General features: G+C 38.6%; 11 protein-coding genes. All 11 read right to left on the bottom strand.

The window, feature by feature from the left end:
* Positions 1-320: 320 nt before the first annotated feature.
* Positions 321-2,399 (bottom strand): GH92 family glycosyl hydrolase, encoded by a 2,079-nt coding sequence (locus B5D30_RS04980; protein ID WP_078806934.1) that lies wholly within the window; start codon positions 2,397-2,399, stop codon positions 321-323.
* Between the two features lie 3 nt (positions 2,400-2,402).
* Positions 2,403-5,078, bottom strand: a complete 2,676-nt coding sequence (locus B5D30_RS04975) for an alpha-mannosidase (protein ID WP_078806933.1) — start codon at positions 5,076-5,078, stop codon at positions 2,403-2,405.
* Between the two features lie 11 nt (positions 5,079-5,089).
* Positions 5,090-6,430, bottom strand: a complete 1,341-nt coding sequence (locus tag B5D30_RS04970; protein ID WP_407675492.1) for a glycoside hydrolase family 125 protein — start codon at positions 6,428-6,430, stop codon at positions 5,090-5,092.
* A 265-nt stretch (positions 6,431-6,695) separates the two neighbouring features.
* Positions 6,696-8,372: an extracellular solute-binding protein gene (locus tag B5D30_RS04965; protein ID WP_078806932.1), complete on the bottom strand. Its 1,677-nt coding sequence runs from the start codon at positions 8,370-8,372 to the stop codon at positions 6,696-6,698.
* 89 nt (positions 8,373-8,461) lie between these two features.
* The gene (locus tag B5D30_RS04960; RefSeq protein WP_078806931.1) at positions 8,462-9,370 is read right to left on the bottom strand and encodes a carbohydrate ABC transporter permease; all 909 of its coding nucleotides are present in this window, start codon (positions 9,368-9,370) and stop codon (positions 8,462-8,464) included.
* A 541-nt stretch (positions 9,371-9,911) separates the two neighbouring features.
* Positions 9,912-10,829, bottom strand: a complete 918-nt coding sequence (locus B5D30_RS04955) for an ABC transporter permease (protein ID WP_234984623.1) — start codon at positions 10,827-10,829, stop codon at positions 9,912-9,914.
* 445 nt (positions 10,830-11,274) lie between these two features.
* Positions 11,275-12,387, bottom strand: a complete 1,113-nt coding sequence (locus B5D30_RS04950) for an ABC transporter ATP-binding protein (protein WP_078806929.1) — start codon at positions 12,385-12,387, stop codon at positions 11,275-11,277.
* Between the two features lie 220 nt (positions 12,388-12,607).
* Positions 12,608-13,087 (bottom strand): hypothetical protein, encoded by a 480-nt coding sequence (locus B5D30_RS04945; RefSeq protein ID WP_078806928.1) that lies wholly within the window; start codon positions 13,085-13,087, stop codon positions 12,608-12,610.
* Positions 13,084-15,276, bottom strand: a complete 2,193-nt coding sequence (locus tag B5D30_RS04940; RefSeq protein ID WP_234984622.1) for a helix-turn-helix domain-containing protein — start codon at positions 15,274-15,276, stop codon at positions 13,084-13,086. Before B5D30_RS04940 ends, B5D30_RS04945 begins: the two co-directional genes overlap by 4 nt.
* Positions 15,269-15,907 carry a DUF624 domain-containing protein gene (locus B5D30_RS04935; protein ID WP_078806926.1) on the bottom strand — a complete coding sequence of 213 codons (639 nt, stop codon included), beginning with the start codon at positions 15,905-15,907 and terminating at the stop codon, positions 15,269-15,271. Before B5D30_RS04935 ends, B5D30_RS04940 begins: the two co-directional genes overlap by 8 nt.
* Before the next feature lie 279 nt (positions 15,908-16,186).
* Positions 16,187-16,351, bottom strand: coding sequence for a hypothetical protein (locus tag B5D30_RS13515; protein ID WP_159443212.1), 165 nt, complete (start codon positions 16,349-16,351; stop codon positions 16,187-16,189).
* Between the last annotated feature and the right edge of the window lie 397 nt (positions 16,352-16,748).

Genomic DNA, 16,748 nt, shown 5'->3' with positions numbered 1-16,748 from the left:
GAAACTTGCGTTTCGATTAAATAAACGACGTGGCTCACTGTTGCAACCCCCTTACCGCACTTCTACGCTTTTCTTTGTCTAGCTACGAAGTGCAGGAGTTTGGCAACTGTTCGCAACGTCGATCGAAACTTGCGTTTCGATTAAATAAACGACGTGGCTCACTGTTGCAACCCCCTTACCGCACTTCTACGCTTTTCTTTGTCTAGCTACGAAGTGCAGGAGTTTGGCAACTGTTCGCAGTGCCGCTCGAAACTTACGTTTCGAGTAAATAAACGGCACGGCTCACTGTTGCAAACTCCTTACCGCACTTCTACGCTTTTCTATTTTTCATTTGGTAGAATCCCTAGTTGAATCTCTAGTGTTCCGCCTTTCATCACTTCGTCGTGTTGTAAAGTGTTTGCTTTGTATTCCTTTCCATTTTTTCTTTTTCCTATAACAAACTGATGTTGTACTTCGTTTGGTGTTGTTTGGATACGCAATGTTTCATTATTTGACAAAGTAACTTCTGCCTTATCAAATAATGGGATTCCTAGCTGATATTCTTTGTTTCCACAACAAACAGGGAAAAAACCTAACGATGAAAAAATATACCAACACGACATACTCCCGTTATCTTCATCGCCCGGAAAAGCCTCTTCTCCGCTTGAAAAAGCATTTTTCAAAAGTTGTCTGACCAATATCTGTGTCTTTTCTGGCTGATGACAATAATGAAACAAATACGGCACATGAAAACTTGGCTGATTGCTCAAAGCCAATTGCCCAAAATTGAGCCTTGCCATTTCAGTCATCTCATGAATTTCAAAGCCATAATGCCCTACTTCAAAAAAAGAGGATTGATTGCATAAATCGCTTAGCAATTTAGAAAAATTCTCCTCACCACCAATGCTCTCAATATAGCCTGCAATATCATGAAACGCAAGAAAACTATTTTGCCACGCACTCCCCTCGGTGTACGCCCCACCCCATTCATAAGTGGAAAAAGGGAGGACAAAGTTTCCGTTTTCATCTTTCGCACGCAACAAATGCGTTTTTTCATCAATCAACTGGCGATAACCAATGGAAAGTTTGCGATATTTTCTCTCTATCTCCGTTTTCCCAAGAAGTTCGGCAACTTGAGCGATACAATAATCACTATATGCGTTATCCTGCGTTTGATTAACACTCTCCGTTTGCGAGTTCGGTACAAATCCTAGACGATTATATGCCTCGATATTCGCTCTACCAAAACGTTCATCGCCACTTTTTACATTCGCACTATGAATCATTGCTTGCAAAAATTCTTCTGCTAAATCCATTCGTATGCCTTTCGTCAAACAATCTGCAATCACCGAATCAATCGCCATTCCCGGCATCATGCCTCGCTCATCTGGCGAAAGCCATTTCGGCAAATAGCCAACCTCTCGATATACATTCAAAAATCCTTCGAGCATTTCAGAAAGCGTGTCTTGAGCAATGAGCGTATACAATGGATAAACAGTTTTCGCCGTATCCCAAAAGCCATTATTCGTATAATAAACACCCTTTTTTACTTCCTTTGTATGCGTTTGATAATGAATAGCAGAAAAATTTTCATCTAGCTCATAAAATCTCGTCGGAAATAAAAACGCTCGGTAAAGACAATGATAAAATGTACTTTTTTCCTCTTGATTATGGTGTGTAATCTTGATTTTTGAGAAAACATTTTCCCATTCCACTTTCGCATTTTCTTTGACTTCCTCATAGCTTTTTTCTAGCTCACGCTGAAGATTTAAATGCACTTGCTTTTCAGAAATAAACGAGGTCGCAAGCGTTACTTCTTGAGTTTTTATGTCGCCAAAAAATAACGCATGACTCGTTGTTTCTTGGATTGCTTCATGAAAGAAAAGAGCAAAATACATTTTAAATTCTTTATCCTCACACTCTGCAAAATTACTCACCCAGCCTGTAATCGTGTGATTATCTATTGCACGCCACGCATGATTTTCCGTCAAATGAAGAAACATTCCCGCACCATTTCTCTCGTAGTTTATTCGCAATTTCGCACCATATCTGCTCGGTGTAAGACTAGCGGAAATCTCGTAACGATTGAGAAAAACGCTCAATTCATGCGGAGAAAATACAGAGTTCGTCCTCTCGTAGCTACTACTCGCCCCGAAAACAGACGGATTGCTCACTTTTCCAGAAAATGGTTGCAACAACAAATACCCAAAATCCCCCACCCAAGGACTCGGCTGATGTGTCAGCCGAAATCCCTCAAATGAGACATCCTCAGGATGAAACCACCACGCCCCACGTGAAGAAGAAGTTTGCGGGGCAAAGTAGTTCATTGCGTGCGGTGTGCTTGTCAAAGGTAGGCAATTTCCATTGGAAAGGCTCGCCGTATTGCTCGAACCATGTCGTGTATCAATCGAAACACTCATCTCTTAACTCCATTTCGTTGTCAAAATTTCTGCTGGTTGCAAAATACCTGTCCAATTTTCCATAGTTTCCTCAAGCAAATTCACCACTTGAGCCGTTTTGCCTAACACATTTAACTCAAGATGAGTTGCTCGCTTGTTGCTCAAATTGTATCCTCTCACTACAATCCCTTTTGTATCAAGAGATTCTTTCACACACGTAATCAAAAATTGCGGGTTGCTTTGTGTGACAAAAGAAGTGTTCGTTGCTAAACTTCCTTGATGAATGGTTGTTTGCTTAACATTCATTGGAGTTTTTAGGGCAACTGCACGTGAGAGACTCTCATAATAGGTCTCATTGTCGTGCATTTCTAAAGAATATTCCACCGTCATCTCGCCCAAACATTGTGCCTCTGGTGTCGGGAAATAGCCCCAGTCACCCATTTCACCAACCGAACGAAGAAGTGTCAGTGCAATAACATTTTCATCAGGCAATACCTCATATTCATTCAACCCGACATTTCCTATGGTCAAACCATTTTTCTCATCATGGAGATTGACAAATCCATGCTGATGTTGTGGATTGCTTGGATTTTTCCAGTAGCTACTTACGTGATTGTCTCGCTCAACGGTTTCGTAAATACTTTCTGCAAAATGCGTTGTGCTTTCTACTCCGCTCGGGAATAGCACACGAAGTCTATGGTCTTTGTGCTGATTGTTGAACTTTGTTTCAAAATGCACTTGTGTGCTATCTTTGTAGACGGTTATCAACGTTTCAAGCGTAAACGCATTGATTACTTCTGAACGTTTGGACTTGCGATTGGTAATATCTATCACTTTTTCCCGTTCTGTTTGCAACAATTCTTCAGCAGAAATTGGCACATTCATTTTATGTGTTAATTTTAATTGTGCCACTTCATTTGTATCTCTTTCTACGCTGATTTCATGTGGGAAATCTGTGGATAAAAGAGCCGTGAAATCTTCTGATTGCTTGAAAATATATTCGTTTCCAATGTCGCCGACATCTTCAAATACCAATAAGTTGCTCAAAACTTTGCCTGTTTTTTTATTTTCCACACTCAAACTTCCGTCAGGTGCAATCTCAACTTTCAAATGAGGGGTTTCAATTCCTTGTTTATTCGGTAAAATCATTGACTGTTTGTCGATTGCTGGCAAATTTTCCACTTCTTTTAACGCAAACGTGTGAACGCTCATCATTGGCAATTCTTTGACATAAATTTTCACTTTCGCCACTTTTTTCATGTAAGGAACACGGAAAGCGTCTTTTGGCAAATCATAGCCAAATTCGACTTTTACCTCACAAACTTCACTCGGAAGAATGTTGTTTTCGCTATCCACCACGACAAATTGCCCTGTTGCTTTGTTTTCAAGCGTTTCATAGGCGACACGTGGAAATGCCTCTTTAAATAATACTCTATCAATCTCAAGCGTTACTTCGACTTCGCCTGTTTTCGCAGTATTTGATGTATTGGCTACAATAAACGGAATTGCTCCTTTTTCAAAGCAAGAGGTGTCGATTTTTTCACTAAGTGCCGTCATTGACTCGTCTATTACATATTTGGCGACCTCGCTTGATTTGGCAAAACGTATGCTCATCTCACGATGTACTTCATCAACGGAACAGCCACAAATGCTGTCGTGCGGGTGATTTTGAAGTAAATATTTCCACGCATATTCTAATACTTCTGCTGGATATTGTCTGCCTGCTACGCTTGCAAATGTTGCAATTACTTCCGCTTGATTTTCAAGGAAACTTTGCGTTTTCACATTTTCCTGTTTCAAATACACACGACTACTTGCTGTATTGGCTAAAGTGTACCAGCCTTCCGTTTCCTGACTGGTCAATTCTCCTGTCACGGTTGCCAGATTTTCAGGCAACTCACTTTTCACAGCCTCCAAATATTCCTCAAAATGAGAATGAACAAATTCATATTCTGGATAAAGCGTATTGGCAAGAGCAATCGCACTTCCAACATCTTTTTGCAACGGTTGGTGGTCGCAACCATTCATCATTAACAAATGACGGGTAGAGGCAAACTTCTCAGCGTCTGCAAGTTTTTGATCCCAAAATTCTCTTGCCTCTTTTTCCGTTGTTGGAATTTCGTTCCCGTTAGAATACCAATTGGCAAAGAGCAAACCGAAAATCTCACTATCGTCAGGACCTTTCCAATTCATCTCAGAATACTGCGAAGAATAACTATCCGCCACCATATTGTTCAATCCAGTCGGTTTTACCCCACGACCAAATGCAGCAGCATCAAGACCCATTTTTCGCATCATCTGCGGTGTTTGCCCCATATTGCCAAATGTATCTGGGAAATACCCCAATTTCACAGGATTGCCGTATTTTTTACTTTCTTTCATGCCAATAATTGCATTACGGACATTGGACTCTGATGAAATCAAAAAATCATCTTGTAAAATATAAAACGGTCCTATTTTCAGTCTCCCCTCTTGAATGAAACGCTCAATTTTCCCACGGTTTTCAGGTTTCACTTCAAAATAATCATCTAGCGGAATGGTTTGACCGTCCAAATGAAAATATTTAAAACTCGGGTCGGTTTCAAATGAATGAATCAATTCATCAAACAACTCCACAACACGCATATGATGTTGCTCATAAGGCATATACCACTCTCTATCAAGATGACTATGCGAAATAATATAAACTTTTTTCTTCATTATTGCTTTCCTTATCCTTTTTTCGTTTGAATTTTTATATCAAAATAATCCATTAACAACTCGCAAAACATCATATTCGGCCAACTAAACCATTCACGAGTGTAAAATTTGTCATCGTCTTTGTGAAATCCTTCGTGCATTAAGTTTTTTCCTGCTGTTGTATTCGCCATGAGGTTGAGCTTTTCTTTTTTGACTGCTTTGTCATTTGTCGTCAACCCTTCCATTGCAATTGCCATATGCCAAATATAGTTTTCTGGTGTATGGAAACTACCGATTCCGCTTGCAATGTCGCCTGTATAATAATAGCGGTTTTCTTTCGATAAAATGCTCGCTCGAGTCGATTGATAACGTATGTCATCAATCTCATGATACCCAAGATAAGCACTCGATAAAAGGCTTGGAATATTTGCGTCATCCATGATTTCATAATTGCCCAAACCGTCTACTTCATACGCATAAATCTCTTTTCCAAATTTATTTTGCACTACTGCATATTTTTCAATGCCTTCTTGAATTTCCGTCTGGAGTGTTTTTGCGGTTTTTACAATGTTTTCATTGTCCAATATCGTAGAGAAAATATCTTGGATATACTCTAAAACCACCACTGCAAACATATTACTTGGCACCAAATAATGATACGTGCATGAGTCATCACTCGGTCTAAACCCGCTCCATGTCATGCCTGTTTTTCCAGTCTTACGTCCACGTCCCTCATGAGACAACCCGTCTTCTGGTCGCCAAGCATCTTTCCGCCAAAATTGATATGGAGAATTTTCGTGATCTTGTTCTACTTTCCACAAAGACAACACTTTCTCAATCCCACTAACAAATTTCTCGTCAAATTGGCTTGTTTCACCTGTATTCAAATAAAGCAAGTAGGCAAGTTGAATGGGATAGCAAAGAGAGTCAATTTCATATTTTCTCTCCCAAATCCACGCATTTCGCTCCGTAATATCATGGATATGTCCTGCATTGTTCGCTGTCTCATTGAACGCATTGGCGTAAGGGTCAATATTGATAAAATCAAATTGACGTTTTACCACGCCTACAAGCATTTGCTTGATTTTTTCATCACGATTCGCTAATGGCAAATACGGTCGCACTTGTGCAACACTATCTCGCAACCACATCGCTGGAATGTCACCTGTCAGTACATAAACCGTGCCGTCCTCTTGAGGTTTCAAGACAGTTTCTAGCGTATTCGTGAAACAATTATTGAAAATCTCTGCCCACATTGGATTTTCCTTTTGAGCAATCGTTGAGATTTCCTCCATGAATTTTTTTACTTCCTCTGTCACATAATCTTGACGTATTGTTTGCTCCATCACATTATGTAAATGTTCATCACTCATGTTTTGGGTCTCCTTATCCTTTTTTTATCCTGCGTCATTACGCATAGCACGAAAAAACAAAAACAACTTTTCCCTCTTCCTGCTCTACGCCCTCCATAAAAAGAAAGACATGAATACTCATGTGGGTCTATGACTACATTCATATTCATGTCTTAGTGAACGGATGTTGGTGTTAATGTAGGAGGTAAATTAACACCAATTAACGTGCACCTCTAAAAACTATCTAATTGGGTATGAAACATAGTTTGTAGAGGTACCTTAATCATTATTTTTTCCAAGCATCATATGCTGCTTGATACACTTTAGCGTATTTTTCAACACCGATTTGATTTAGCTTGTCATTGTATTCTTTCCAGCTTGCATCATCTAATTTTTCTTTACCAGAAATGAATTTTGCTTCCATTTGTTGAATATAAGTAAGCAAATCAGCTTGAAGTGATGAACCTAGTTCATCTTGTTGTTTTTTAGACATATAAAGCGTTGGCCAGCCCACTTTTTCAAATGGTCCAATTTTTTCTGTCGCTTGCTCATCAATGAATTTGCTAAACGCATCTTTTACGATTGGATCGTTTTTATCTTTGAGGATAATCGCTGCTTCAGCCAATACTTTTGGTACTACACGTCCATAGTCAGGCGTGATTGTTTCACGAAGTTCTTCTGATTTTGTAGGGTCAACGTCTTTGTTGAACACTTGAACTTTGTCCCCTTTATCATTTGTATCCCAATGCCAGTAACCACCGTCTTTTTCCTCTGGTCCTGCATTTAGGAATTTACTTCCTTCGTTTGAGTAGAAGTAATCCACCCAACGAACTGCCGCTTCTGGACTTGGGCATTTATCTGATACTGCAAACGCACCTGTTGTAATATTGTCTGATACGTCCATAAACGCTTTTGGACTTGCTTCTGAGCTTAATGGATAAGCCATAGGATCTTCAATTGAAACATCTGGAGCTTTTCCACTTGTGAAATAGCTAAACCAGTCAGTATAAGCACCTAGACGATTTTCAGCACCTTTTGCTTTCTTTTGATCATCTGATTGAGAGAATACTTCTTGGTCAAGTAATTTTTCGCTATACAATTTTTCCATAAACTCAAGATATTTACGGTAATTTTCTTGTGTCGCACCGACCGTTACTTTGCCATTGTCGTCCACTTGTTGCAATTGTGAAGAAATACCAAAGGCATTCATAATCCAAGGACGTAGGCTTGCAAGTTTGTCTGTGTCCGCAGCTGAAGTGGTAAGTGGAATTTCATCTTTTTTACCATTTCCATTCGGGTCATTATCACGGAATTTCACAAGCATATCGTAAAATTCATCAACAGTCTTAGGCTCACTCAATCCTAATTTTTTCAACCATTGACCGTTGTACCAAACACTACCTTTTGAGATATTTGCTTTTTGTGCAAAATCTGTATCCTCAGTATTGTACTTCGCACCTAAGAATGGCAATGAGTAAATATGACCATCTGGTGTAGTGATTGATTTGCGGATATTTGGAAATTCATCCAAAATCTTCTTCAAGTTTGGTGCATAGCCATCTTCAATGTATTTTTCCAAAGCAACTAAAGTGGATCCTCCATATTGGATTTCCATTGGTTTGGTAACACCTGAGGCATAAACAACACCCGGAAGGTCACCTGAGGCAAAAGCTAGGTTAAGTTTTGTTGACAAATCTGACGCAGGTGGCGTAGTGTATTTGAATGAAATATCCGTTTTCTTCGCATAGTCATTCATCATTGGCATTTTGTCAAATGTCCCTTTTCCACTCGCTGGAGCAAACATACTAAGCTCCAATTTTTTGTCTACGATTGGGAAGCCTTCTTTTGCTACTTTTACATCTGACTTAGCAGTTTCTTTCTTGTCGCCTCCGCCACAAGCAGTAAGCATCCCGAGTGTAAGCAATGTTACACCACACGTCAATACAACAGTTGATTTCTTCATTTTGGTTCTCCTCTCACTAAGAGCTTTTGCTCTAGCTTATTTTTTATTTATAGCTAATTAGATTAGCTTAATAACTTTAATAACTTTTCTTATCCTTTCAAGGAACCAACTAACATTCCTTTTACAAAGTAACGTTGTAAGAATGGATAGACTACGATAATTGGTAAGGTGGAAACAATCATAATTCCATATTTGATAATCCCGACCAATTCACGTTTTCTGTTTAGCACTTCTTGAATACTTGCATTGGATGCTGTCGCATTAGAACTCATATCTTGCAAAATCAACAGCTCACGCAAAATCATTTGCAAAGGGAATTTCGCTCTGTCTGACAAATAAATCAACGCATCCATAAACCCGTTCCAACGTCCGACACCAACGAAAAGTGCGATAACTGCAAGAATAGGTGCGGAAAGTGGCAAGACGATTTGGAAGAAAATCCGAAAATCGCTACAACCGTCAACAATCGCCGCCTCCTCTAATTCTCGTGGAATGGTTGTCTGGAAAAATGAACGTGTTACCACGATATTGTAGACACCTGTTGCACTTGGAATCAATAACGCCCAAATGCTGTTCAACATTCCGAGTTGTTTAATCAAAAGATACGTTGGAATCATTCCTCCAGAGATAAACATGGTAATCATCATAAATTTGACGAAAAAGTTTTTCCCGTAAAGTTCTGGTCTGGAAAGTGCATAAGCACATGGAATGGTAACAGCTAAGTTAATGATTACTGCTAATACGGTATAAATAATCGTATTTTTATACCCCATCCAAATATCTTGATTGGCTAAAATTCTCTCATACCCCTCCCAAGTGAAACCTTTTGGTAACAACCACATTTCTCCTGATTGCACTGTACTAGGGTCACTTACTGAGGCACTAATAATATAAATCAAAGGATAAAGTACAACTAATGTTGCAGCGATAACAAATAAATAGTTAAAGCCAACAAATACTCTATCTCCTGTTGACATTTTTATTGCTTTTGTGTTCATTTTTTCTCCTTTCTGCGAAATCCCTTCGGGATTTCTTGAAACTTGACTTCCGCTTCGCTCCTGCCAAGCAGGGTCATTCGCGAACTTCGTCCGCTCAAAGTCTTTTCTGCGAAATCACTTTGTGATTTCTTAAAACTTGACTTCCGCTATCGCTCCTGCCAAGCGGGGTCATGAGCGAGCTAAAGCCCGCTCGAAGTCTTTTCTGTGAAATCACTTCGTGAAGTAAATCTCTGAATTGCAAACTGCATTTTCAAGTTTTTCCGTAATTTTTAGCCTTGCTCATCGGGCATTATTTGGTGCGTTCGCACCAAACGAAACTTGCGTTTCGGTTTGCTGTCGCAAACTTAATGCCCTTCTACTCAAGAACATTTCGCACGTTTTTTGTTTTCAATGAAAATTTCCGTATTGTTTATCGAGAAATACTTTGAACTTCGTTCAAAGCAAAGCTATCGCTTTGGTCTGCTCCGCAGACTCATTTCTCTCTGTACAAGAACATTTCGCTACGCTGAAATGCTTTGCATTTCGACTTCGCTCAATGTTCTTACCACAAACTATTTTCACTATATCTTTTTGTTATCCCGTTTACGACGATTAGGATAATGGAGTTGATGACGGAGTTGAATAGTCCTATTGCACTGGCAAAGGAGTATTGTCCTCCTACTAGACCTGCTCGGTACACGAATGTTGAGATTACGTCACTTGCCTCTTGGTTTAATGGGTTTTGCATAAGAATGATTTTCTCAAATCCTACGTTTAATAAATTCCCCATACTCATAATCAATAGAATGATAATCGTTGGCATAATCGTTGGAATGTTAATATGCCACGCACGTTGCAAACGACTTGCTCCGTCAATCATTGCCGCCTCGTGCAACTGCATATCTACACCACTTAGAGCTGCCATGTAAATCACTGAACTCCAACCTGTTGATTGCCAGACGTTACTCAATACATAAAGCGTTTTGAACCATTTCGGGTCTTCCATGAAATTAATCGGTTTTCCTCCGAAAAATTCAATGACGTGATTAATCATCCCTGTCGAAGGATTCGCAAATGCGACAATCATTCCGACAATAACTACAACTGAAATAAAGTTCGGTGCATAAGTGATTGTTTGGGCAAATTTTTTCCCAAAGCCGTCCTTTAATTCGTTTAAACTCAATGCCAAAATAATCGGCAATGGAAATCCTACAACTAATGAATAAACACTAATACCTAAAGTATTCTTAATCAAATCCCAGAAGAAATAGGAGTGGAAGAAGTCAATGAAATGCTTCCAACCAACCCAAGGACTTCCAAGTATCCCAAGAGACGGATTATAATCTTTCCAAGCGATAATCACACCATACATTGGCTCATAACAAAACACTAGAAAGAATAAGAATGCAGGCAAGAGAAAAATGTATAATTGCCAACTATTTTTCAATCGTTTACTTGAAAATTTCTTTTTTGTTTTGATTTTTTTAGGAGATTTACTCCCTGTTACATCTGCTACACTAAGCAAATTAGTCCCTCCTTTTTTTAGCTTTGAAGTGCTGAAGTTTGGTGGCTGCTCGCAACGTCCACAGACTTCAAAACGCACTTCTTCGCTTTTCTTTGTCTAGCTACGTGGGGCAGGAGTTGGGCGACTGCTCACAACGTCGCTCGAAACTTGCGTTTCGAGTGAATAAACGACGTGGTTCGCTGTCGCAAACTCCTGAACGCCCCTCTTCGCTTTTCTTTGTCTAGCTTTGAGGTGCTGGAGTTTGGTGGCTGTTCGCAGTGTCGCTCGAAACTTGCGTTTCGATGCTAGTCTTTCAAGAATCTTTGATTCTTAGAAAGACTGTATGCGAAACGAAGTGTAGGAGTAAGTAAACGGCGTGGCTCGCTGCCTCAAACTCCTGAACGCACTTCTTCGCTTTTCGTTATTCCGTTATTGCTTGTTCTGTTTTTGCGTCAAAGAAGTGTGCTTTGTTCATGTCGAATGCAAATTCTACTACTTCTCCCGGAGTGTGATAGTCTCTTGCGTCTACTTTAGCAATCATTTCTGTTTGCTCATTCATTCTCACGTAAAGCATCGTTTCTGCTCCAAGCAATTCACTTACAATAACTTCTCCTTTTACACGTGAAAGTGGGTTTGCCTCAATAACCACCAATTCTGTTGCAATGTCTTCTGGACGAATACCAAAAATTACTTCCTTGCCAACATATCCTCCGTCTTGCAATACTCTAAATTTCCCTTGAGGAATGGTAACGGATAATCCACTTTCATTGACCATCGTACCGTCTTCTTGAATAACCACTCGCATAAAGTTCATCGCTGGGCTACCGATAAATCCTGCTACAAATACATTGGTTGGGTGATTATAAACTTCTTGCGGAGAACCAATTTGCTGAACAATTCCCTCTTTCATAATGACAATGCGGTCGGCTAATGTCATCGCTTCCGTCTGGTCATGTGTCACGTAAATAGTCGTTGCACCAATTCTCTTGTGAATTTTAGCGATTTCAATTCGCATTTGCACACGTAATTTCGCATCCAAATTGGAAAGTGGCTCGTCCATAAGGAATACTTTCGCATCTCGCACAATCGCACGTCCCATCGCCACACGCTGTCTTTGACCTCCTGAGAGATTGGCAGGTTTTCTATTTAAAAACTCGGTCAAACCTAAAATTTCAGCCGCCTCTTCTACACGTTGCTTGATTTCTTCTTTTGGGTATTTTCTCAATTTCAACCCAAATCCCATATTGTCATAAACCGTCATATGTGGATATAAAGCGTAGTTTTGGAAAACCATTGCAATATCTCTATCTTTTGGTGCTTTATCGTTGACCACTTCCTCACCAATGTATAGTTCCCCTGAGGTAATATCCTCAAGCCCTGCAATCATACGAAGAGTTGTTGACTTCCCGCAACCACTCGGCCCGACAAAAACGATAAATTCTTTATCTTCGATATGAAGATTAAAATCATCAACTGATTTCTGTGGATTGTTGTCATACTGCTTTGTGATACTTTTTAGATTCAGTTCTACCATATTTTTCTCACCTTTTCTTTTTTTACAGGCAGTAATTTATACCGAATTACCTAACTACCCGCTTTTCTTTTGGCAAGTGTTATTATGCGTGGAAAACGTTTTATTTTCCATATGTAAAATTTTTTTGTTTGGTAAACAAGCGGTATTTCAATGTTTCTGAAATGTTACATATTTGTTTCTAAAAGGTACCTGAAATAAAAAAAGAGAGGTCGCCCTCTCCTTAATCTACAAAATTCGTCTTAATAACCGTCGTCAACTCAATTTGCCAAACACCGTCATTTTTGATAAATGCCACATTGAGCGTTGCAATGTGCTTTTTATACTCTTTCTTCCCGAGATTTTCTTGTTCTTGCTTTGTTTCAGCTAGAATGTGGTCGCCCTCATGTTTTAAAATCTCAAACGATTGCAACGTGCTTTTTATATCATATTCCTTAAATGCTTTGGTCAATTCTTTCTTCGTATTTTTTCTTCCTCTAGGAACAATACACGCCAGATAGTTGTCAATGTCTTTTTCATTGCTATATTTCAAACTATCTTCGTAAAGTTTTTTGACTGCTTGTTCGTCTGTGTCAAATTTTTTATCTGTTGTGTTATTTTTTTGCTTGTAAACTTCGTCTGCTTCGTTGGCATATTGGTAAATCATCCCTCCCACACCAAAAAGCGACAACGCAAGCAAAGGAATGAGTATTTTTTTTCTCATGCTTTGTTTACCTTTCTAAACTCGCCCGGCGGAAGTCCGACTGTTTCACGAAACTTCCTTGTAAAATTGGAAATATCGGAATAACCAATATCTAGCACAATTTCCTTGACAGGCTTATTCGTTGCTATCAAAAGCTCTTTGGCTTTGTCAATCCGCAATTGTTGAACGTATTTACTAAAATTATTGCCCGTTTCTTCTTTTATCATTTGGCTCATTTTCGACAAGGAAACATCAAAGTGCATCGCCATTTCGTCTAAACTAAACATCGGATTCATATAATTGCTCTCAATCATATCCAACAGCTTGTTTTCTTCTTGTTTTTCCGTTTGCTGATTGACTTTGCTAAACTCTTGTGAAAGAATAAGTGAAAATCTCAAAATTTCATCCTTGATTTTACTTGGATAAAAAGACACCTTCGCCACTTCAATCAAATGAACCAAATGATTCGTCTCAGCTAGGAGAACCAATTCATTTAAAACGTAAAATTGATAGCTTTTCAGCAATTCTTTCGGCAAAACGTCCGCCCTTTGTGCAAATAATTCTTCTAAAATTTTCTCTACCAAATGCACGCTACCATGCTTGATTGCTTGCAACAGCGTTTCTGTTTTTTCAACCGGCAAGAACGTTTCATTCGCATTTTTCGTAGTCGCTAACGAATTTTCTTCTTTCTGCTCGATTTCTTTTCTGGACAAGGCGGTAAAATAAGACAAATTGACCGCTTTGAGTGATTTTTCAATATGACCATAAGAAATATTCAAATCAAGCCCAATATTTTCACGCAAATATGCCCCAAAATTTTCCTGTAAATAATTCGCAAAAAGCTCCTCAGATTCAATAAATTGATTGAATGAGAATAAAAACACAAGCAAACTTTTTTGTGGCAACTCGATATAGTGAACGGAATAATTCTCGTTTTTAGCAAATAGCTGATTGACCAACACGGTTTTAACTTTCAAATTGACCTCATCATCGTCCGTCAAATTGGAATTTGTCACACCGACAAGATAATGATGACTATTTTTCAACGGAATAGACAAACGTTTCATTTCTCTTGTAATATCTTCTTCACTGTTAAAATGCCCGAGTAAAAGCTGTTCAAAGAAATGAATGGTTTGGAAATTTCTCGCCTCTTGCACTTGTTCGTCCAAATTCAACTTCGTTTGGAACAAATAATCGCCCACTCGATTGAGAATGTCATCATCTTTGTTTTCATGCTTAGAAATTTCTCGGTAAACTTTGTTCAGCTGGTAAATCGGCTGGTATTGTTTGTAGCTGACAAATAAAATAATAACGAAACTCACAATCAAAAACATTCCTAGCACAATCAAGAAACCAGCTACAACAGGAATTGCCATTTGCTGTGCCTTACTTTTGTCAAACAATCCGATAGCCGACAAAGAAACATCTGGCATAATCTCCTCTTGATGAACAAGAAAATCACGATTGCCAACTCTGACTTCACTTTTTTCAAATAAGTCTTTCAGCGGAATGTTTTCTTCTACTCCCACTTGAAAAGCCAAATTGTTTTGCACGAAGAAAAGAAGTTCCTCCTCGTTAGACAATAGCTCGGTGTCAATCACTCGTTTCATTTCGCTAATGGATAAAACGTAGACAACACGTCCGACTACTTGCCCTTCTCTTGATACAAATGGCACAAAGTAATAAAGATGATCGCCTGCGTTGTCTTTATCCGTCACAAGCCTAGGCTTTTTCTCGCTTAACGCACGCCTTAGCTCAGTTTTTGACATTTTTTCATATTCTGCTCTCGTGGCAAGAAAGACTTGCTCTGACATTGTCCCACTTGTCGAATACATGGTTGGAGAATCGGTATAATACAGAAAAATATTGTCGACAATTCGTGAGAGCATGACATAGCGACGCAGTTCTTGCTCGGTACTTGTCTGAACAGGGCTCGGGTAATCTCGTGGTCTCTCTATCGCATCATTGACTGCCATATCTAGCGTAATTTCCCCAAGCTCAATAAAATTTCTCTCTAACTTGGCAGAAAGTTGCCCCATCATTTTTTTGTTGCTCCACTGAAACTCTCTTTGCGTAGAAAGAGTGAGCGAGAAAAATAAATAAACAGACAATACAACAAATGGTAGCAAAAATACAAATAGATAACTTAGCAATAATTTTTTACTTACACGACCTGTAAAATTTTGAGAAAAATTTCTCATGCTACTCATCTTTTTCACTATTCATTGCCTCCTCATTCATACGCTCTAGTCTTTTCATTGCTTGAAAACTAAAATAGGCAATCGAAAAGAAGAAAACGGGGATTGGAAGTAATGCGAGTAGCGGAAAGAGAACACTCAAATAACTAGCTATCGCTAATCCTATAAAAATCGCAATCGTTTGCGGGACACTACAAAGCACTAGGAAAAATGCTTGTTTAAATGTATCTTTCACCGTCAAGCTATACCGCACAAGACTTGGAAATAGATAAAAATTCACACACAAACACAAAAGCAACAATACAATCAAGCAAATATGCACATATGTATTTTGAATTATTTTTCCATTAATTCTAATGTCAATCGCTAAAACAAGCATAATCGCAAACGAGAGAAAACCTATTATATTTGCTTTTTTAAAATGCTTTTTAGCATCATTGACCACGTCACTCAATTTTAGGAAGTCTACCTCTTCTTTGTCGCCAAATACAGCGAAGAAACGCTCAAAGGCTGCTGCAAGTGCTGGAAAAATCCCAAAAACAATGCCAAATCGCACCATCGCCACCACACAAAACACTTGAAGTTTGAGTGCAAAAATAATATACTCTCCTGCTCTTAGACTTTTTGATGCAATATCATTCATCTTTTGCCTCCTGTATCTTTTTTATTCCCCCGTCCAAAAAAAGAATCAATATCATTTTATTAATTAATTTTTTGTCACTGTCATTATATACTTAATTTTTACCGCTTTCAATCAATAACAGAAAAAATTGTTTTTGAAGATGTGGCTTGTATTTTGTAAATGGTGGTTTTTATGAAAACGTTCTGCTCGTTCTAAGTGAAGGCCACCTCTAAAAACAGAGATTGAAAGAATACTTCCTTTCAATCTCTGATAAGTCGTTTTGTTTGTAGAAAAAATTTCTTAATCGCCCTCATTCTCATCAGTTGAAATCAAACGTTGCAAAGCCTGTCTCACTTGTTCAACTGTTGTTGCCTCAATCCATTGAGTGTTTGGGAAGTGTTCTACCATAATTCTAAATTTTTCACAAGGTGACAATCGTTGAGAACCTCTTGTTTCATTTTTCATTTAACAATACCCTTTCCAATTTCTTCTTTGCCTTCATTAACCATGGATGCAGTACCTTAATATCGTTTTCTATAATATAATTAACTAAAACTTGAAACACCAAAACCCCACGTTTCCCCTTACCTCACCAACATTCAAGGGGAATAAAAAAAGCATGAAACACTCAAAACTTGATATAATTAAAGTACCAAACCATAACGATCAAGGAGTGTTCATGCCATGAATATTATAACACGAAACAACCAAGAAAAGTCATTTATTCAACATTCAATTGCCAAAAGTTTTCAGCGATTTGAATTTGAAAAGATTGCTCGTTTGTCTAATATGAAGAAGGAAAAAGGAATTCCTTATCACACCTTGTTTGTCTACTTGGTAGAAAGTATTTTTTCTGGAAAAT

The organism is Pilibacter termitis (genome assembly GCF_900167335.1).
Classification (GTDB): Bacteria; Bacillota; Bacilli; order Lactobacillales; family Streptococcaceae; genus Pilibacter; species Pilibacter termitis.
The sequence above is the reverse complement of the archived record's forward strand: the minus strand, read 5'-3'. Positions and strand labels throughout refer to the sequence as shown.